The following is a 19,662-nucleotide window of genomic DNA, read 5'->3' as shown; positions in this document are numbered from 1 at the left end:
GCCAGCGCCCTGACGGGGGTGATTCCCGTTCCCGAGCTCATTGCCGCATAATCAAATCAGCTGACCCGCACGGTGACGATGAATTACACCAACCGGCGGGACGTGACCCGGCACGCCTCGCGGGCACCAGCCTGGGGCGCGGGGTGAATGTGCGAATAGTCAGCATGGCCGCGTGGGAGGCCGCCAGCACGGACCCGTTCCTGCGCACCCTGACCGAGCGTCCGATCGTGAGCCTTGAACTTTTGGAGGACATTGGGAATTGACGCCGCCGTGGACGCGTCACACCGTCATCTATTTCCTGTCAGGAATGTCCCGATGACCGTCAGAGATGTCCTGATGCACCCAAGCAAACGCACCGAAAAAAGGCCCTCGGACTTGCCCACATTTTGCGCACACATTGCCCACAAAGGTAGGAAAATGACGTGGTTGTACCACTACCCAAGTGACCAAAAAACGTTGATTTTATGCGGAAGTGGCCTGCTCGCGGGTGGCCATTGGCCTCCCAAATGGTCTCAAGTCCCAATGGGGGCACCACACCAAAACAACGTGACAGTCCGTGCGTCAGCCGGCAGGGACCGCAGCAACGGCCTCGATCTCCGCGAAAGCGCCCACCCGTGCCGGGGTGACCGCGAGCACCGTGACCGCGGTACGGCGGTTGCCCCACGCCGCAGCGGTGGCGGCATAGGCCTCCCCGGGGTCGATTCCGGTCGCGAGATAGATCGTCTGTTTGACCACATACTCCGGCCCGCTTCCGGCCTCAGCGAGCACGGCTAGCACGTTGCGGAGCGCCTGTTCGGTTTGCGCGCCGAGCCCGTCGGCCAGGGCGCCGGTGCCGTCTGTTCCGTTCTGCCCGCCGACGTACAGGGTGCGCCCGGCCGGGGCGATCATGCCCTGCGCGAAGGCAGGGCTCTGAAAAAGCTCGGGCCGGTCGATCGGTGTCGGCAATGAAGTCATGCTGGTGTCCCTTCAGTCGGTGCGCAGGCCGTAGGTGAGAAGGGCGTTTCCCCTGCTCGTCAATAAAGATGTCTGCAGCGTCAGCCGGGTGACCGGGTCGGTCGGCTCGAACAGGTGACGCCCTACGCCTGCGATCACAGGGTGCGTCATAACGGTCAGTGAGTCGAGCAGACCGGCAAAGAGCAGCTGCCGCACGAGCGAAATACCGCCGACCACCGAGATTTCACCGCCCTCGGTGTTCTTCAGGTTGGTCACAAACTCGTTCAGATCACCCGGAATGAGCGTGGAATTCTGCCAGGCCAGGTCACCATTGAGAGTACGCGACGCGACAAACTTCTCTACGGGATTGATGAACGCCCCGAACGGGTCGTCGTGTTCGGCGTTCGGCCAGTAACCGGCCCACTGTTCGTAGCCCACCCGGCCGAGCAATACGGTGTCGACCCGGGTGATCATGGCCGTCATTTCAACGCCCAGCTCCTCGTCGAAGCTGTCGAATTGCCACAGGTTCGGCGACTCCACGACGCCATCCAGGGACATGAACAAGCCGGCGGTCAGTTTTCGCATGCGAATCGCTCCAGGGGTCGGTGAGCGAAAATGCTACCTCAGTCGGTCGAGATAGCGCAGGATGACACCCTCGCGCAGCGCCCACGGTGACACTTCAAGTTCCGCCGCCCCGAACGCGGCCATTGCCGCGCCGAGCACGATGCCGCCGGCCACGATCTGAAAGGTGCGGTCGGCGGTGATACCGGGCAGCGCCGGGCGGGCTTCGGCAGGAATACGCGCGAGACGCGGCACCCAGTCATCGAGCTCCGCGCGACCCAAACGCAAGCGATCGGCGGCGCCGACGCCGTCCGAGGTGGTTCCGGCCAGTCGGGCCAGTGATCGAATCGCCTTCGACGACCCGACGATGTGGTGCGGTGCCGGCAGCCGCGCAAAGGCACCGACCGCATCGCGCAAAACGGATGCCGCATGCCTGCGCAGCGCAGACACCTCCTCCGGCAGGGGAGGATCGTGGTGCAGAAAACCGATCGTGCTGCGCCCGGCGCCGAGCGGCAGCGACAGCGCTACCTCGGGAAACTCAGCCCCGCCGGCCGCGATCTCGAGCGATCCACCGCCGATGTCGAACAGCAGAATGTTGCCGGCCGACCAGCCATACCAGCGCCGCACGGCTAGGAAGGTCAGCCGGGCTTCGTCCTCGCCCGACAGCACCTGCAGGGCGACACCGGTTTCCCGTTCGACCCGGTCGAGCAGTTCCGGACCGTTGGTCGCGTCGCGCAGGGCCGAGGTGGCGAACGGCAACAACTCGTCGATATTGTGCTGCTGGGCAACATCCGCTGCATGCTGCACCGCAGAGAGCACCGCCGCGACACCCTCGTCGTTGATGGCACCCTCTGGAGTGATGTACCGCATGAGGCGCAGAACGCTCTTGTCGGAGGCCATCGGCACCGGCGGGGCGCCTTCGTGCGCGTCGACAACTAACAGGTGGACGGTATTCGAACCGACATCGAGGACTCCAAGGCGCACATTTGTACGATACTGCCTCCGCCGGGTCAGCGTTGCGCGGGAGCGACGAAGCGCTGCCAGACCCAGCCGCTCGCGCACAGGGCTGCGAAGCTCGCGGCGACGATCCACAACACCGTGCCAGAGCCGCTGCTCTGCAGCTGATCGATCGCCGGGGCCAGCGCGGCGAACAAAATTCCATAGGCGACCACGGTCAGGCCAGTCCAGATCGGCGGTGACCAGGCGAGAATGCTGCGCCCACTGGTGTGACCGATCGGCACCAGGATGAGCACGGCCGAGCCGACTGAAGCGAGCACGATCGTGTTGACCGTCTCCGCCACGAGCGAGGTCGTGAAATCATTGGCGGCGGGCAGAAGTGCTCCGAGTGACCAGGCGAGCACGGCAAACAGGGAGAGGGCGCCGACCCGCACTGCCGCAAGCTGGCCGCGCTGCGCCGGCGTCGGTTGCGCGCTACCAGCATCCGCTTTGGCTAACAGGCTCACGCTGCCGAGCAGGCCGAACAGCAGGGCCGGGTGCACGTCGAAGACGCGCGAGGCGGTCGCCGCGGCCGCGATCAGCAACAGGTAGCGCGGCAGAAACCTGACCGCCCCGCGCAGCTCCAGCACGCGGGAACTCCACCACAGCGGCACCAGAATGGCGACCCCGTTGACCAACACCAGCCCGATAGTCACCGCGACCAGCAGGCGCAGGTAGGCCGGCTGATCCACCACCGGTCCGGACAGCATGACGAAGGTTGCGGCGGCGACGAGCGCGGCGCCACCGCGCAGCCACCGATTGAGTCGCACGGTCGGTGCCACCTCGTACTCTTCGCGCACCCGATTGCGACCCGCCAGGGTGGGCCCTGACCAGAACGGACGGCCGCCGCGCGTACGGGAGATGGTGCCCGCGAGCATCCGCAGCGGCAGAGCGATCAGCACCAGGGCGCCCAGGGCGAGCAGCCCGGCCTGCAACCAGGGGAATGGCGAACTGGTGGCGCTTGGCCCGATCGGCAGTGCGAAGCGGGTCGGGTCATCCCACCGGCCGGTGAAAGTGGATGCCCCCGCCGAGTCGTCCGCCGACTCCTCCGCAGCGGCTTCCGGTGCTGGTTCCTGCGTTTGGGGCGCCGCGGAAGGCGTCGGCTCCGCTGTGTCACCCGGTATGCCAACCGCACCGTCGGGCGACGGCGAAGCCGATGCGCTCGGAGCCGGCGTGACCGCTGGCGTCTCCGAGGCGGACTGGGTCGGCGTCGGGGTCGGTGTGGCGGTGCTCGGAGCGGCATAGCGGACCGTCACGGGGGTGCTGCCCGGTCCGACATTGCCGGCGGAATCCTGCTGCACGGCGATGATTGAGTACGAACCCGCAGCCACGCCCCCGGCGAAGCAGGTCCACGCCCCGGCGGTCACCTCGGCGGTGCAGACCGAGTAGGCGCCAGCGAACACGGTGACGGTTGCGCCGGTCTCGCCGGTGCCGGTGTATTCGGTTCCCGCGACGGGCACCTGGGCGCCCTCGCGAGGAGTCGTCACGACCGGAGCCGCTGGGCCCTGAAGGTCAAAGACAATCGTGACCGGCTCGCTCGAATTCGACGATGACGGGCTGCTGAAGGTCGAACGCTGGCTCGCTGTCACCTCCCGGCTTCCGCTCTTGAGCGTGCCCTCGAACAGGCACGCCCAAGCACCCGAGTTGTCGACGTCACTTGAGCATGAGTCTTCGGTCCCCAGCGACGCCGTCACAGTGGCCTGGGGATGCCCGGTTCCGCGAACCCAGCCGTCGGACTCGGAGCCGCTGCGGCCGCCCCGCACGGTCGGTGCACCCAGAACGGCAACCGTGATCTCGTCGCTCAGGGTGGCATCGCCGGTTACAACGACGCGCAGTTTGATCGTCGGACCGTTCTGCAGGTAGAGGTTGCTGCAGCTCCAGGAGGTTGATTTGTCATCGACGATGCACAGCGGGTCCCCGCCGCGCGGCGACAACAACTGAATCTCCTGATCGAGCGCTTTCGACCCAGACACAGTTGTACGGTTACTGCCGATGAACTGCCCGTTGCCGGGACTCTCGATCAGCGGCCTCGTCGTAGCTGGATCGGTCGTGGTGTTCGGGATGGGTTCTTCGGTGGCCGGAGCGGTCGATTCCGGTGTCGATTGCAGGTTTTTCTCCTGAGTCGGCTCGGGTGTCGTTTCCTCAGCCAACGAGGTCACTATGGCTTCCTCTGCCTGCGCCGTCGCCAGCATGGGCCCGGCGAGGACGATCGCACACCCGAGCAGAAGGGCGACGACGGCCGCTAAGCTGCGGGAGCGTCGCGGACGCGCCGTTGCGCCCGATGCTTCGACCCGAGTCGATTCGGACATGACTCACCCCCTGCCCCAATTTGATGGGCAGAGGGCGGTAAAGTCAACCTCCCGCGCCCGCAGAATGTAACAAACCGAGGGAATTCTTCTCGCTGTCGCCGCCCGCCGGTAAACATGACACCCTTTATACGAAGCGGATGCCCAGCATGAGACCGCCGAGGAGAGCCGCACCCTGATGAATCCCACGCCCCGCACCCCCGCCTCCACACGCGCCGTCGCTGCCCGGGACTGGGAACACCGCGCCGGCGAGCTCGGCGATGGCCTGCCGACCGGGTTCGAGGTGGCCGTCGCCACGTCCGCCTTTCAGATCGAGGGAGCCGCTCGCGACGGCGGCCGTGGCGACAGCGTCTGGGATTCCTTCAGTCAAAGATCCGGACGCATCCGCGATGGCTCGAACGCCTCCGTTTCGGCTGACCACATCAAGAATTACGAAGCGGATGCCGCCATTCTGCGCGACCTCGGCGTCGATGCCTACCGCTTCTCGCTGGGCTGGACCAGGTTGCAGCCCGAGGGCCGCGGCCCCCTCAACCGCAACGGACTCGCGTTCTACGATCGGTTGCTGGATGCGTTGCTGGCCGACGGCATCCGTTCTACCGCCACTCTCTCGCACTGGGATCTGCCGGCTGCCCTGCGGGGCGGCTGGCTGAACCGCGACACCGCCGGCCGTTTCGCCGACTACGCCCATGCCGTGGGGGAGGCGTTCGGTGACCGCATCGACGCCTGGGTCACCCTCAATGAGCCAGCCACGGTCACCACCAGGGGCTACGCGCTCGGCACCCACGCACCCGGTCGCACCCTGCTTTTCGACGCGCTGCCCACCGCGCACCATCAGCTGCTCGCGCACGGTCTTGCCGTGCAGGGCCTGCGCGCCGCCGACGTGCGCGGACGCATCGGTCTGGTCAACTCCCACACCCCGGTGCAATCAGCGACCGACCGCGATCAGGACCGCTCCTATGCGGTCCTCTACGACCTGCTGCAGAACCGCCTGTTCGCCGACCCGGTGCTGCTCGGCCACTATCCAGACCCGCTCGAACCATTCGCGGTCGAACTACGCACCCTGCTCGAAGCAGACCCCGCCGACCTGCGCACGATCCAGCAGCCGCTCGACTTCTACGGGCTGAGCTACACGGGGCCGGCCCGAATCGCCGCCGGTGCGACGGTGCTGAAGACCCCCGACGGCCAGCCGATCCCCGTCACCTCATGGCCATTCCACCTCGAGCCGTTCCGCGAACACCCCACGACCTCCACCGGCGACGTTAACGCTCCCGGGTACCTCGCCGTGGCGCTCTCCGAACTGGCCGAACGCTACCCCGACCTGCCCCCCGTCTACCTCTCACTAGCCGGCGGCGCCTTCTGGGACCAGGCGGATGCCCGCCACCAGGTGCACGATCCCGCCCGCATCGACTATCTGGCCGAACACCTCGTGGCCGCCCTCGACGCCACCGCGACCGGAGCCCCGGCCGCTGCCGTCGACCTCGCCGGTGTGGCGTTCTGGTCGCTGCTCGACGGATTCGAATGGGATGACGGCTACACCCAGCCGACCGGTCTGGTACACGTCGACTTCGCCGACGACCGCCGCACGCGCACGCCCAAGTCGAGCTACCGTTGGCTGCAACACGCGCTGACCAATCGCTGAGGCGGCCAACTACGGCGTGCGCCGCCGCAGCGTCACCGACCCGAGCACGACGGCGCCCACAACCCACGCTCCGATGATGAGCACTTCCCCGCCGACATAGGCGGCGTCCTGCGAATCGGCCGCGACCGCCTGCAGCGCATCGATCGCGTGCGACAGCGGCAACCAGTCGCTGATCATTCGCAGCACATCGGGGAGCTGCTCGCGCGGCAGAAAAATGCCGCCGAGCAGAATCTGCGGAAACACCAGCGCCGGCATGAACTGCACGACCTGAAACTCCGTTCGGGCGAACGCGCTCGCCAGCAGGCCGAGGGACGTGCCGAGCACCGCATCGGCCACCGCGACCGCGAGCAACAACCAGATCGATCCGCTGATCTCGAGCCCGCACACCCACACCGCAAACCCGACCGCGACGGCCGATTGGGCCACGGCGAGCAGCCCGAACGCGAGCGTGTAGCCGAGAATCAGGTCGCCCTTGCCGAGCGGCATCGACAGTAGACGCTCGAGCGTGCCGGTGCGGCGTTCGCGCAGGGTTGTGATGCTGGTCACGAGAAACATCACGATGAACGGAAACAGGGCGATCATGCCCGGTCCGATCGTGGCGAACACGGGAGTGTCCGAGAAAATCCAGGCCAGCAGCCCGATCAGCAGGCTCGGCACCACGAGTAGCAGCACGATCGTGCGCGGGTCATGTCGCACCTGGCTGAGCACCCGGCCGGCCGTCGCGAGGGTGCGTTGCGGCGTCATGAGACGCTCCCAGTGGCTTCGCCGAGCGGATGCTGCGCGATCAGCGCCAGAAACGCCCCCTCGGTATCGCTGGTTCCGGTCGCGGCGAGCAGCCCCGCCGGAGTGTCATCGGCCAGAATCTCGCCGTCCCGCATGAGCAGCAACCGGTCGCACCGGTTGGCCTCGTCCATCACGTGGCTGGAGACCAGCAGACTCGTTCCGACGGCGGCGAGTTGATGGAACAGTGTCCACAGCTCGACCCGCAGCACGGGGTCGAGTCCGACGGTCGGTTCGTCGAGCACGAGCAGATCGGGAGAGCCGAGCAGCGCTCCGGCCAGCGAGACCCGGCTGCGCTGTCCGCCGGAGAGCGATCCGACGAGCTGGCTGGCCTGTGCCGTGAGATCGGTCAGGGCCAACACCCGGTCGACGTCCCGGCGCGGGGCACCGAGCACGGCGCGAAAATAGTGCAGATTCTGCCGCACGGTGAGGTCGTCGTAGACGCTCGCATCCTGTGTCACATAGCCCACGCGGTGCCGAAGCGGGGCGGCGCCAGCTGGCAGGCCGAGCACCGTGACTGTGCCGGACTGCACCACCTGCACGCCGACGATCGCTCTCAGGAGCGTGGTTTTGCCGCATCCGCTCGGGCCGAGCAGCCCCACCACGACTCCGCGGGGAACAGTGACGGTAAGCCCACGCAGCACCGGATGCTTTCCCCGTCGCACGTGTAAATCGGTCACGTCTACCGCGGGGGCGGATGTGTTCACCATGTCCGAACTCTCCGCCGCTGCACATTTCCTGTCAAGCCCACAATGGGCGATTCCGCGGTGCTTCACGTTGAAAGCGGGTACCCAGCCACCTGCAGTAATTTCGGGGCGTGACCAAGCAGCAGCCCTACCACGTCCTGCACTCCTACGACGATTTCGAACTTCGCCGATACCCAGCCCATCTCTTGGCCGAAGTCACCACGGATGGCCCTTTCGAAGACGCCGGCAACCGTGCTTTCCGATACCTGTTTGCCTACATCAGCGGGGCAAACCAGTCCCGCCGGAAGGTGGCCATGACCGCGCCAGTGGTGCAGACCGGTGCGGCAGAAAAGATCGCGATGACCGCGCCCGTGCTGCAACAGCCTGTGACGCACCCGTCAAATCGAGTGGGCAGTGCGCAGTTCCAGGTTGCTTTCGTGCTGCCCGAGGAGCTGACGGCGCAAACGGCGCCGCAACCCACCGACCCCAAAGTGCAACTGAGAACGGTACCGTCCGCACTGGTCGCTGCACTGCGGTTCGGTGGCCGCTGGCGTGAGACTCGTTACGAACAGCATGTCGAGGAGTTGCGCGCGGCGCTCGCCGCCGCCGGGCTCACCGCCCTGGGGTCACCGAGATTCGCCCGATTCGACCCGCCGTTCAAACCGTGGTTTCTGCGTCGCAACGAGGTGTTGGTCGACGTCGAAGAGCCCGGCTGACCGCGCTCTCCCTGCCGCCTTGGGAAATCCCCGCACGCCTTGAGGTTGCTTGGAGTGTGATGGGAAGCGGGTGGGAGCCTCCGGGGTCGCGGTTAGTATTGGCAGGTACGCACGGGGGTCGTTGTCGCCAGTTCATGTCTCCGTGCCACCCTAGAAAGCCAATTTGCAAGGAGACGCTGCCATGGAATGGCTCATCCCGGTTCTGATCGTTGTCGCACTCGTCGCCATCGCTGGTATCTACCTGTGGTCGACGTACAACTCGCTCGTGACGCTCAATGTGCGGGTCGACGAAGCGTGGAGCGACATCACGGTGATGCTCAAGCGTCGTGCTGACCTGCTGCCCAACCTGATCGAAACGGTCAAGGGCTACGCAGCACACGAGAAGAACGTGTTTGAAAACGTGACCAAGGCTCGGGCCGAGACGCTGTCTGCCCAAGGCCCGGCCGACGCATCCGCTGCTGAGAATCACATGCAGACTGCGCTGAAGAGCATCTTTGCCGTCGCCGAGGCGTACCCGCAGCTGCAGGCCAGCCAGAACTACCTGCAGTTGCAGGGCGAACTCGTCGACACCGAAGACAAGATCCAGGCCGCGCGTCGTTTCTACAACGGTGGCGTGCGCGAAATGAACACCAAGATCAAGGTGTTCCCGAACCACTTGTTCGCCGTTAACCTCGGATTCACCGAGCGCGAGTTCTTTGAGGTGGCCGATTCCGCAGCGATTGCGGAGCCGCCCCGCGTGCAGTTCTAAAGGGACTTAGCCGATGTACAGCGCGATAGCTAAGAACAAACGCAACACCGTTTTCATCATGATCCTGTTTTTCGTGATCATTGCGGGGCTCGGCTGGCTGGCCAACGCCGTCTATGGTACCGGCGGCTACGGCATCCTCATCGCCACCGTCGTCATCACGGCGCTCTACGTGATCATTCAGTACTACGCCGCCGGTCGCCAGGCCATCTCGATGAGCGGCGGCATCAGGGTCAACAGCAAGGCCGACCACCCGCGCCTCTGGCGCATCGTGGAGAACCTGTCGATCACGACCGGCACACCGATGCCCGAGGTCTACATCATCAATGATCCGGCGCCGAACGCTTTCGCCACCGGTCGCGACCCCCAGCACGCGATCGTCGCCGCCACCACCGGACTGCTCGACATCATGGACGACTCCGAACTTGAAGGCGTCATGGCCCACGAGATCGGCCACGTGCGCAATTACGACATTCGCGTGTCGATGGTCGTGTTCGGCCTCGTTGTCGCGATCGGCTTCATTTCCGACATGTTCCTGCGCATGGCGTTCTTCGGCCGCAGCAACAACAGCAACGGCAACCCCGTCGTCATGGTCTTCGGGCTCGTGGCCATGATCGTGGCCCCGCTCATCGCGACCGTCGTGCAGCTCGCCATCTCTCGCCAACGCGAATATTTAGCGGATGCCACCAGCGCGTTGACGACGCGCCACCCGGATGCGCTCGCTTCTGCCCTGGCCAAACTGGGCGAATACGGTCGCCCCATGCAGAAGCAGAACAGCTCGATGGCCCACCTCTGGATCTCGGACCCGCTAAAGAAGGGCGCCATGGGCAAGCTGTTCGCGACGCACCCGCCGATCGCCGACCGCATAGAGCGCCTGACCGCCATGGGCAGCAAGTTCTGATTTAGTTTTCCCGCACATCGGGGCGTAACCCGGCGGCGAGATCTACCGCAGTTCGGCGGCCAGACCCCCAGCCAGGTTTCCCCGCGGCGCGACGACGACCTCCTCAAGTCCCTGCCAGAGCGCGGCTTCCCGCAGTACCTGCGCGAGCCGACCCGCGGTATCCGTCGGCGCCGCCGGCTCAGCCCAGGCCGACTGCACCCGGAGCACGCCGGCCTGCCGGTCGTTCTTCAGATCGACCCGGCCGACGATCATGTCGCCCAGCAGAATCGGCAGTGAGTAGTAGCCGAACACGCGCTTTGGTTGCGGCGTGTAGATCTCGATGCGGTAGTGAAAATTGAACAGCCGCAGGGCGCGGGCACGCTCCCAGACCACCGGGTCGAACGGCGACAAGACCGCCTGCGCGTCCATGGCCCGCGGCAGCCGGGCGTCGCGGTGCAGCCAGGCGCGCGCGCCCCAGCCCGCAACCTCCACCGGGAGTAACTCGCCGGCCTCCTCCAACTCAAGGATGGCTGAGAGTGCCGGCGCCGACTTCAGCCGAAAGTAGTCGGCGAAGTCCTTCACGGTTCCGATCCCGTGCGCGCGCGCCGAGCGGCGCACCAACTCGCGGTGGGCATCCGCTTCAGAAATTTCAGTGCCGAGCAGCTCGGGGGAGAAGACCTGCTCTGGCAAGGCATAGACCCGCTCAAAACGGATGCGCCCGGCGCTGACCACATCACCCCAGCGGAACAGAATTTCCAGCCCGGTCTTCACCTCGGACCAGCCCCACCAGGGCCCGCTGCGCTTGTTGGCGTCGTGTTCGATTGCGCTGGCCCGCATCGGGCCGTTGGCGGCGAGCTCGGCCAGGAGCCAATCGAGCATCGGCCGGTTGGCGTGCGACCAATCGTCGGGCGTGCGCGCTGAACGGTCGCGATAGTTCTGCATGCGCCAGTGGAACAGCGGCCAGACCTCGACCGGTAGAAAGGAGGCCTCGTGCGCCCAATACTCGGTAAAGCGGGCCTCGCGCCCCGTGGTCAACCGATCAAGCTGGGCCTTGTCATATGCGCCGAGTCGGCTGAAGGCCGGCAGGTAGTGGCTGCGCTCGAACACGTTGACCGAGTCGATCTGCAGCAGCTCGAGTCGATTTACCAGACCCGTGAGCTGACGGATGCCGACGGCCGATCCAGGTCGCGCGCCGAAGCCCTGCGCGGCGAGCGCAATCCGCCGCGCGAGTGCGGGGGAAACTGTCGTGACCATTCGTCTCACTCTAGCTGCACCCCCGTTCACCTGGTGTTTACCCGGAAAACATGTGGCGGCCATGTAGCCTTCGTATTGTCGGGCGACCGGCACACCCTGCCCCGTAATCTGTTCACCCGGTGCGTTCGCACAGTAATCCAACGCTCCGGACCCGGTCACAATGGAGGAAAATTGTCACTCAAACGCACTCTCATGGTGTCCCTGGCCGCCGCAGCGGCCCTCACCCTCACGCTCAGCGGCTGTTCACCGGCCGCCGAGGCTCCGGCCTCGGGCGTCGACGCAGCGACCGCCACCAGCTTGAGCGCCTTCGGCGATCTGGCAGGCCTCGAAGAAGCCGCCATCGCGGAAGGTCAGCTGAACGTCATCGCGCTGCCGCGTGACTGGGCGAACTATGGCGCCGTTCTCGACCTGTTTGCCGAGAAATACCCGGACATCACGATCAACGAAGCGTCCCCGGATGGGTCCAGCGCCGAAGAGATCCAGGCCGCCGACAACCTCAAGGGCCAGGACACGGCACCGGATGTCTTCGACCTCGGCCTGGCTGTGGCCCTGTCCAGTACCGACCGCTTTGCGCCGTACCAGGTTGCCAACTGGGCCGACATTCCCGACGCGCTCAAGGAAGCCTCCGGCCTCTACGTCGGCGACTACGGCGGATACCTGTCGGTGGGCTACGACCCCGACGCTGTTCCGGAGCCCAAGGAGTTGACCGACCTGCTCGGCGCCGACTACAAGGGAAAGGTGGCCATCAATGGTGACCCGACCCAGGCTGGTGCAGCGTTTGCCGCTGTCGGCCTCGCCACCGTGCAGAGTGGCGGAACGGTCGCTGACTTTCAGCCCGGCATTGACTTTTTCTCCGATCTCAATGCGGCCGGTAACTTTCTGAAGGTCAACCCGACGACGGCAACCGTCGCCTCCGGTGAGACCCCGGTGGTCTTCGACTGGGACTACCTCAACGTTGGCTACGGCGCCCAGCTGGAGGGCCAGCGCAACTGGAAGGTCGTCGTCTTCGACGGCACCGGTTACGCCGGCTACTACAACCAGGCGATCAACAAGGATGCTCCCAATCCCGCCGCAGCGCGGCTCTGGCAGGAATTCCTGTACAGCGATGAAGCACAGAACCTGTGGCTTGCGGGCGGCGCCCGCCCGGCGCGCGCCGAGGCCATGGCCGAGGCCGGCACCATCGATAGCGAGCTGTTCGATGCGCTGCCGAAGGCGCCGAGCGACACCGTCGTTCCGACCGAAGACCAGAGCGCCGCAGCGGCAACGCTGCTCGGCGAGAAGTGGGCTGCCGCTGTCCAGTAACATCCGTGGTCGGGCAGCAGCCTTCGGGCTGCTGCCCTTCGCGGTGTATGTGTTGTTGTTCCTGGCTGTGCCGACCCTGATTGCCATCGGCACGGGCTTTTTCGACAATACCGGCGCCTTCACCCTGGCCACGGTCGCGGCCCTCGGCGATCCCGTCGTGCTCACCACCTTCTTCAACTCCTTCTGGCTGTCGGCGCTGACCGCCGTCGTCGGTGCCGTTGTCGGTGCTGTGGTCTGCTACGCCCTGCTCGGCGCTCGCCCCGACGGCCCGCTGCGCACCACCATCGACTCGCTCAGCGGGGTGCTGGCGCAGTTCGGTGGCGTCATGCTCGCCTTCGCCTTCGTCGCGACCATTGGCATTCAGGGCATGGTCACCCTGTATCTGCGCGACACCTTCGGCCTGGATATTTTTGAGAACGGCGTCTGGCTGTATTCGACGACCGGCCTTATCCTGCCCTACATCTACTTTCAGGTTCCGCTTATGATCATCACCTTTATGCCCGCCCTGCAAGCCTTGAAACCGCAGTGGGCCGAGGCCAACGCCACTCTCGGCGGAAGCACAGCCAGCTACTGGTTCCGTATCGCCTTTCCGGTGCTCGCACCCTCCTTCATCGGCAGCCTGCTGCTGCTGTTCGCCAACGCGTTCTCCTCTTACGCCACCGCGGCGGCGCTGGTGAGTCAGGGCTCGCAGATTGTGCCCCTGCAAATTCGCGCCGCACTCACCAGTGAGACGCTGCTCGGTCGGGAAAACCTGGCCGGCGCGCTGGCCCTCGGCATGATCGTGGTGATGGCCGTCGTCATGGTCGGCTATTCAGCGCTGCAGTCACGGGCCGCGCGGTGGCAGCAATGACCGGACTGACCACCAACGGTGTGGCTCACGCGCCCTCCCGCACGGTTCGCACCATCATTCTCGGCGTGGTCGGGGTCATCTTCGCCGTGCCGATCGTGGCCATGATCGAATTCACCCTGCGTGCCGGGCTGGTCGGCGGCTACAACGTCGACCGCTGGGTCGCCCTGTTTCAGAGCGGATTCACCGGGGTGTACCGACCGGTGCTGGTAGCGCTCGGCAACTCGGTGGCTTTGGCCATTGGCACCGTTCTGATCGTGCTGCTGCTGCTCATACCCACCATGCTGCTCGTGCACATCCGTTTTCCCCGGCTGCGCCGAGTATTGGAATTCATCTGTATTCTGCCCATCACCATTCCGGCCATTGTGCTTGTGGTCGGGCTCGCGCCGGTCTACGCCATTGTGGCTCGAATGCTGGGCAGCGGCGTGTGGACCCTGGCCTTCGCCTACGGCATTACGGTGTTGCCCTTCGCTTATCGGGCCATTCAATCCAACCTCGACGGCGTCGACGTGAAAACGCTCACCGAAGCTGCGCGCACTCTCGGGGCTGGCTGGGGCAGTGTGCTCCTGCGGGTGCTCGTACCCAACCTGCGCCGGGGCATCCTGGCCGGTGCCTTCATCGCCGTGGCCGTCGTGCTCGGCGAATTCACCATCGCGTCCTTGCTGAACCGGGTCAACCTGCAAACCGCTCTCGTCGTCGTGAGCAAGGTCGACCCGTACACGGCCGTGATCCTCTCGCTGCTGGCCCTCGCCTTCGCTTTCCTGCTGCTCCTCGTTATCGGACGACTCGGTGCCCCGCGCACCCGAACGTCGCGCCGCCGTACCACCGTGAAAGGTCCAGCATGAATTCACAGCAGCTGACAGCCCAGCAGCCAACCGCACCGACCCGACCGGGAACCGTCGTCGAATTCACCGGCGTCGTCAAAGAATTCTCCGGAATGCGCGCCCTGGACGGATTCAACCTCACCCTGCACGCGGGCGAATGTGTCGCGTTGCTCGGCCCGAGTGGCAGCGGCAAGACCACGGCGTTGCGCGTGCTGGCAGGGCTGGAATCCACCGATGCCGGCAGTATCACCATTGACGGCATCGACGTATCAGCACTCTCCACCAGCAAACGCGACATGGGTATGGTGTTTCAGTCGTACTCGCTGTTTCCGCACCTCAGTGCCGGCGAAAACGTCGAATTCGGGCTGCGGATGCGAAAGATCAAGCCGGCCGAGCGGCGCCGCAGGGCGGCAGCGTCCCTGGCCATGGTCGGCCTCGACGACCACTTCGATCGCTTTGCACACCAGCTCTCGGGCGGCCAGCAGCAGCGGGTCGCGCTCGCGCGCGCACTCGTGACCGAACCGCGTGTGCTGCTGCTCGACGAACCGCTCTCGGCGCTCGACGCCAAGGTGCGCGTGCAGCTGCGCGACGAGATTCGACGCATTCAAACCGAACTTGGCATCACGACCCTGTTCGTCACCCACGATCAGGATGAGGCCCTCGCGGTCGCCGACCGCGTCGCCGTGATGCGCGCCGGCAATATCGAGCAGGTCGGCACGCCCGAAGAACTCTATTCCCGTCCGGCCACCCCGTTCATCGCCGACTTCGTCGGGCTCAGCAACCGCATCGACGGTCTCGTGCGCTCGGCTCGAGCCGAGGTCTATGGAACGAGCCTGCCCCTGATCGACCCGGCGACGCCCGACGGACCCGTGACGGTCTCGATCCGCCCGGAAGACATCGAGTTCGCAGCCGAGGGCCTCGCGGCGACCGTGGTCACCTCCAGCTTTCTTGGGTCGCTCCGCCGCACGACCCTGCGCCTGGCCGACGGCACCATTCTGTTTCTTCAGCACGGCGTGCGCGTGCACCCGAAAGCGGGCGAGAACGTGTTTGTCAACTTCACCGGGGCACCGGTCTCGACCGAGCGGGTGGAGACCGCCAGTGTGGCGCAGCAACAGTCCTGACGGCAGTCCTAGACTGTTTGAGTGAGCGAATCCACGGGCAATCCAGGTGCACGCGCGCTGCTACGGTTGCGTCGCAGGCGTTCGGCAGAGCGCGCGCGGGAGAGCGCTGATCTCGCCGGATCCGAGCTCGTTGTCACGCCGATCGAGGTTGTGACCGGGGCCCCCGCCGCCAACGGCGTCGACGAGAATCTGCCGGCCGGCATCCGTTTGGCTGGGGCCTGGTCCTGGCGTCTGATTGTGATCGCCGCCGCTATCGCCATTCTGGTCTTCCTGGTTATTCAGTTGCGGTTGATTGTCATTCCGCTGCTCGTGGCCGTGCTGGTTTCCGCGCTCCTGGTTCCGTTTGTGGCATTCCTGGTGCGGCATCATTGGCCTAAGGGCGTCGCTGTGGCGCTGGCGATGGTGGGCACGCTGGTGCTCGTTGCCGGTCTGGTCACCCTCGCCTCGACGCAGATCGCCGAGGGCACCGTTGGGCTGAGCGAACGGCTCACCCGATCACTCGACTCGTTCAAGGCGTTCCTGGCCGGCTCACCGCTGCAGGTTTCCGAGACTGATATCAACACGTACGTGCAGCAGGCCTGGGAAGCGATCCAGAATGATAGTGCCGTCTTCATCAGCGGCGCCCTGTCGGTGGGAACCACGCTCGGTCACCTGTTGACCGGGCTTCTGCTGGCACTGTTCAGCCTGCTCTTCATCCTCATCGACGGCAAAGCCATCTGGAGCTGGATCGTACGGTTCTTCCCGCTGCGGGCCCAGGCCGCTGTCGACGGTGCGGGAATCGCAGGCTGGACCACCCTGGGCAACTTCGCCAAGGTGCAAATTCTGGTCGCTTCGATCGACGCGGTCGGCATTGGAGTGGGCGCGGCCCTGCTCGGGGTGCCGATGGCCATCCCGATCGGAATTCTGGTCTTCCTCGGCTCATTCATCCCCATCGTCGGTGCCGTTGCGACCGGATCGGTGGCGATTGTGATCGCACTCATCTTCAACAACTGGGCTATTGCCCTGGCCATGCTCGGTGTCGTCCTACTCGTGCAGCAAGTCGAGGGACACGTTCTGCAGCCGCTCATTATGGGAACCGCGGTGAAGGTGCATCCGCTTGCCGTAGTGCTCGTGGTGGCTGCCGGCGCGTTACTCGCCGGAATTCCAGGCGCTCTGTTCGCCGTTCCGGTGGCCGCGGTTTTGAACGCGATGACCAGTTACGTTGCTGGGGGTAGCTGGCGGTCGAGCCCACCGACGGTGCCGACGGTGCCGACGACCGGATCGGTGCTCTGGCAGACCGTGCCGCAAAGCCGACCGGGATATCGCACGTCCGGCGCACCGGCGCGCACAGCACGGCTGCGCCCGGGGACCCTCCTCACGTCGCGGGGGGCATCCGCGCGCGTCACCCCTACAGATTCGAGCGCACCCGGCGCCCCGCACGATAGTTCGGAGAACTAGAACATGCCAGAGACCACCCTCGTCGGACCGACCCTCGCCGAATTCGAGGCCGCTCGCGCGGTCGTCGCCCGGGTTGCGGATGTGACTCCGATGGAGAGCTCGCGCTACCTTGCCGATGTGTTGGGCGCGCCGGTCTACCTCAAGTGTGAAAATCTGCAGCGCACCGGCTCCTACAAGATTCGCGGTGCCTACAACCGACTGTCGAAACTGACCGAGGCGGAGAAAGCCCGTGGCGTCGTGGCGGCCTCGGCCGGAAACCACGCCCAGGGCGTGGCTTTCGCCGCGCGCGAGCTCGGCATCCAGGCGACCATCTTCATGCCCGTCGGAGTCGCGCTGCCGAAGCTGTCAGCGACGCGGGACTACGGAGCAGAGGTCATTCTGCGCGGAACGACCGTGAGCGAACCGCTGCTCGCCGCAGCCGAATACGCCCGGGAGACCGGCGCGATCCTGATCCCGCCGTTCGACCATGCCGATGTGGTCACCGGGCAGGGCACGCTCGGACTCGAAATTCTCGATCAGGTTCCCGACCTGGAGACAGTCATTGTTCCCATCGGCGGTGGCGGACTCATCTCCGGAGTGGCCAGCGCGCTCAAGCAGCGTGCCGCCCGGGAGGGGCGACACATCCGAGTGATTGGGGTGCAGGCGGAGAACGCGGCTGCGTATCCGCCCTCCCTCGCCGCTGGCGAAGCAGTGACGATCAACATGCTCCCAACCATCGCCGATGGCATCGCGGTGGCCAGGCCCGGGTTGCTTAATCTCGAGATCGTTCGGGACGCCGTCGACGAGATCGTCACCGTCACCGAAGACGACACCGCCCGCGCGCTCCTGGTGCTGCTGGAACGCGCCAAGCTCGTGGTTGAACCGGCCGGGGCAGTGGCGGTCGCCGCCATCCTGGCCGGCAAGATCACCCCTACCGGGCCGACCGTCGCCATCCTCTCGGGCGGAAACATCGACCCGCTGCTGATGCAACGCGTGATCAGCCACGGCCTCGCCGCGTCGGGACGGTACCTGACGCTGCGCATCATGCTGCCCGACCGTCCAGGTCAGCTGGCTCGAATCTCCGAGCTGCTCGCGGAGGCGACGGCCAACGTGATCGAGGTGCTGCACACCCGGCACGGCGTCGGCCTGCAGATCAGCGAAGTCGAACTCGACGTCAGCGTTGAAACTCGCGGGCCCGAACACCGCCAGCACGTCGTAGACACGTTGCGCGCCGCCGGCTACGACCCCCAGATCGACTAGCCCGGTCGACTAGCCCGGTCGACTAGGCAGACAGACAGACAGACAGACAGACAGACAGACAGGCCGGGCGGCTGCTGCTGCCGCCAGCGCTGTCGACCGTCGGCTGCTAGTTGATTGCTGCTGGCTGTGCAGCGTTGTAAGCGGGCCGCCTCATGCGTTGTGCATTGACCGCGCGAGGTGCCACTTCTAGCCCCTTGGCGAGCTCTCAAGGGGCTAAAGATGGCACCTCGCGTGCAGGGGAAGGCCAAGTGCAGCGAGTGGACAACCTGAGCCCCAATATCGGCGCGAATCGGCAGCCGAGCCTCGGCGGGGGAGTCAGGCGCCGGTGAACGTCTCCACGTTCGAGATCTGCACGGTGATCTCCTTGCCAGTGGGCGTGGTGTAGCTGGTCTTGGCGCCGACCTTGAGGCCGATGATCGCCGCGCCGAGCGGACTCTGCTCGCTGTACACGTCCAGGTCGCTGTTGGCGGCGATCTCGCGGCTGCCGATCAGAAAGCGGCTTTCGTCGCCGGCGATGGTGGCCGTGATGACGGTGCCCGGCATGACGGTGCCGTTGCTCTCTGGGGCGTGGCCGACCTCGGCGGTGCGCAGCAACAGGGTGAGCGTGCGAATGCGCGCCTCCATCTTGCCCTGCTCTTCTTTCGCCGCGTGGTAGCCCGAGTTCTCCTTGAGGTCACCCTCTTCTCGCGCGGACTCGATCTTCTTCGCGATGTCGCCCCGGCCAAAGTTGCTCAGTGTCGCCAGTTCCGCGGCGAGGCGGTCGTGGGCCTCCTGAGTTAGCCAGGTGACCGTTGTGTCGGTAATCACGAGTGATCTCCTTCAATACGCTCAAGCGCAGAAAGGCCGGTTGAGGGCCGCGCAGATATAGTCGTCGCCCGGGCGATTGCCGAGGCGAATACGTCAGTTTAGGTCAGCCAGCACTGGTAAATCAAACCCGTGTTGCTCAGATCGGTGGTGCGCAGAACCTCGGTGAACGACCGGTTGTACAGGCTGGAGGGCGGTAGATCGATGATCTTCCAGCCGACGACCGAATAGCTCTCGTTGAGAGCCTGAACCGCGCAACTCGCCGTGCGGTTCACCGGTAGCGCTACCTCGAAGGTGACGCTCACGCTGTGCTCATCAATGATGGTGTGCCCGATATCGCGCGCTTCTATCTGAGTGGATGCCCCGTCCAGGCCGGTCCACAGAACCCACGCTCCCAGCACCAACACGAAAACGCCACCGAGCCCCCACAGGATGCGGCGGTCGCGAACGCGGCGGGCCGGGGTGCGCCCGTAGCGCGATTGGATCGCGGCGCTCTCGGGTGCAGGTGCCGCGGCGACGTCAGATTCGTCGAGGCGCTCGGGCTGGCGGCTCGACTGAACTCCGGTGGGCGTGCTGTTGAGGGGCACTGGCG

19 protein-coding genes are annotated in these 19,662 nt (G+C 65.6%); 10 read left to right on the top strand and 9 right to left on the bottom strand.

The window, feature by feature from the left end; all coding sequences use genetic code 11:
* Window positions 1-561: 561 nt before the first annotated feature.
* The 4 genes from E3O11_RS15705 to E3O11_RS15690 are packed head-to-tail and all read right to left on the bottom strand — an operon-like array spanning window position 562 to window position 4,799.
* Window positions 562-954, bottom strand: coding sequence for a RidA family protein (locus E3O11_RS15705; protein WP_092450417.1), 393 nt, complete (start codon window positions 952-954; stop codon window positions 562-564).
* 12 nt (window positions 955-966) lie between these two features.
* Entirely contained in the window at window positions 967-1,518 is a 552-nt protein-coding gene (locus E3O11_RS15700) for a dihydrofolate reductase family protein (protein WP_092450415.1), read from the bottom strand.
* A gap of 33 nt (window positions 1,519-1,551) precedes the next feature.
* The gene (locus E3O11_RS15695; protein WP_092450413.1) at window positions 1,552-2,478 is read right to left on the bottom strand and encodes a Ppx/GppA phosphatase family protein; all 927 of its coding nucleotides are present in this window, start codon (window positions 2,476-2,478) and stop codon (window positions 1,552-1,554) included.
* Between the two features lie 26 nt (window positions 2,479-2,504).
* Window positions 2,505-4,799 carry a hypothetical protein gene (locus tag E3O11_RS15690; protein ID WP_092450411.1) on the bottom strand — a complete coding sequence of 765 codons (2,295 nt, stop codon included), beginning with the start codon at window positions 4,797-4,799 and terminating at the stop codon, window positions 2,505-2,507.
* A gap of 175 nt (window positions 4,800-4,974) precedes the next feature.
* Between E3O11_RS15690 and E3O11_RS15685 the strand changes: the two genes are divergently transcribed.
* A complete protein-coding gene (locus E3O11_RS15685; protein ID WP_092450409.1) occupies window positions 4,975-6,435 on the top strand; it encodes a glycoside hydrolase family 1 protein in 1,461 nt (486 codons plus the stop codon).
* Window positions 6,436-6,444: 9 nt separating this feature from the next.
* Here E3O11_RS15685 and E3O11_RS15680 read toward each other — a convergent pair whose 3' ends face one another.
* The gene (locus E3O11_RS15680; RefSeq protein WP_092450407.1) at window positions 6,445-7,179 is read right to left on the bottom strand and encodes an ABC transporter permease; all 735 of its coding nucleotides are present in this window, start codon (window positions 7,177-7,179) and stop codon (window positions 6,445-6,447) included.
* Complete coding sequence (locus E3O11_RS15675; protein WP_092450405.1) at window positions 7,176-7,925, bottom strand: ABC transporter ATP-binding protein; 750 nt, start codon at window positions 7,923-7,925, stop codon at window positions 7,176-7,178. The genes E3O11_RS15680 and E3O11_RS15675 overlap by 4 nt, the downstream gene beginning before the upstream one ends.
* Before the next feature lie 107 nt (window positions 7,926-8,032).
* Here E3O11_RS15675 and E3O11_RS15670 point away from each other — a divergent pair, with 107 nt between their 5' ends.
* The 3 genes from E3O11_RS15670 to E3O11_RS15660 all read left to right on the top strand — a co-directional run bounded on the left by E3O11_RS15670 (window position 8,033) and on the right by E3O11_RS15660 (window position 10,263).
* Complete coding sequence (locus E3O11_RS15670) at window positions 8,033-8,617, top strand: SOUL family heme-binding protein (RefSeq protein ID WP_092450403.1); 585 nt, start codon at window positions 8,033-8,035, stop codon at window positions 8,615-8,617.
* A gap of 181 nt (window positions 8,618-8,798) precedes the next feature.
* A complete protein-coding gene (locus tag E3O11_RS15665; RefSeq protein WP_092450401.1) occupies window positions 8,799-9,365 on the top strand; it encodes a LemA family protein in 567 nt (188 codons plus the stop codon).
* Between the two features lie 13 nt (window positions 9,366-9,378).
* The gene (locus tag E3O11_RS15660) at window positions 9,379-10,263 is read left to right on the top strand and encodes a M48 family metalloprotease (RefSeq protein ID WP_092450399.1); all 885 of its coding nucleotides are present in this window, start codon (window positions 9,379-9,381) and stop codon (window positions 10,261-10,263) included.
* A gap of 42 nt (window positions 10,264-10,305) precedes the next feature.
* Here the strand turns inward: E3O11_RS15660 and E3O11_RS15655 are convergent, their stop codons facing one another.
* Complete coding sequence (locus tag E3O11_RS15655; protein WP_092450397.1) at window positions 10,306-11,496, bottom strand: winged helix-turn-helix domain-containing protein; 1,191 nt, start codon at window positions 11,494-11,496, stop codon at window positions 10,306-10,308.
* A 192-nt stretch (window positions 11,497-11,688) separates the two neighbouring features.
* Here E3O11_RS15655 and E3O11_RS15650 point away from each other — a divergent pair, with 192 nt between their 5' ends.
* The 6 genes from E3O11_RS15650 to ilvA are packed head-to-tail and all read left to right on the top strand — an operon-like array spanning window position 11,689 to window position 18,266.
* Entirely contained in the window at window positions 11,689-12,798 is a 1,110-nt protein-coding gene (locus tag E3O11_RS15650) for an ABC transporter substrate-binding protein (protein WP_092450394.1), read from the top strand.
* Window positions 12,695-13,648, top strand: a complete 954-nt coding sequence (locus E3O11_RS15645) for an ABC transporter permease (protein WP_370257716.1) — start codon at window positions 12,695-12,697, stop codon at window positions 13,646-13,648. The genes E3O11_RS15650 and E3O11_RS15645 overlap by 104 nt, the downstream gene beginning before the upstream one ends.
* Window positions 13,645-14,490: an ABC transporter permease gene (locus tag E3O11_RS15640; RefSeq protein WP_092450392.1), complete on the top strand. Its 846-nt coding sequence runs from the start codon at window positions 13,645-13,647 to the stop codon at window positions 14,488-14,490. Before E3O11_RS15645 ends, E3O11_RS15640 begins: the two co-directional genes overlap by 4 nt.
* Window positions 14,487-15,590 (top strand): ABC transporter ATP-binding protein, encoded by a 1,104-nt coding sequence (locus E3O11_RS15635; RefSeq protein ID WP_166787606.1) that lies wholly within the window; start codon window positions 14,487-14,489, stop codon window positions 15,588-15,590. The genes E3O11_RS15640 and E3O11_RS15635 overlap by 4 nt, the downstream gene beginning before the upstream one ends.
* Window positions 15,591-15,611: 21 nt before the next feature.
* Window positions 15,612-17,027: an AI-2E family transporter gene (locus E3O11_RS15630; RefSeq protein ID WP_241994755.1), complete on the top strand. Its 1,416-nt coding sequence runs from the start codon at window positions 15,612-15,614 to the stop codon at window positions 17,025-17,027.
* A 3-nt stretch (window positions 17,028-17,030) separates the two neighbouring features.
* A complete protein-coding gene (ilvA, locus tag E3O11_RS15625) occupies window positions 17,031-18,266 on the top strand; it encodes a threonine ammonia-lyase (RefSeq protein WP_092450390.1) in 1,236 nt (411 codons plus the stop codon).
* 315 nt (window positions 18,267-18,581) lie between these two features.
* On the opposite strand, the gene greA is transcribed toward ilvA, so the two are convergent.
* Window positions 18,582-19,073 carry a transcription elongation factor GreA gene (gene greA, locus E3O11_RS15620; protein ID WP_092450387.1) on the bottom strand — a complete coding sequence of 164 codons (492 nt, stop codon included), beginning with the start codon at window positions 19,071-19,073 and terminating at the stop codon, window positions 18,582-18,584.
* A gap of 98 nt (window positions 19,074-19,171) precedes the next feature.
* A complete protein-coding gene (locus E3O11_RS15615) occupies window positions 19,172-19,657 on the bottom strand; it encodes a DUF4307 domain-containing protein (RefSeq protein ID WP_166787605.1) in 486 nt (161 codons plus the stop codon).
* Window positions 19,658-19,662 lie beyond the last annotated feature (5 nt).

The organism is Cryobacterium levicorallinum, assembly GCF_004402405.1.
Lineage (GTDB): Bacteria > Actinomycetota > Actinomycetes > Actinomycetales > Microbacteriaceae > Cryobacterium > Cryobacterium levicorallinum.
Note: the sequence above shows the minus strand (reverse complement) of the source record. Positions and strands in the feature narration are given on the sequence as shown.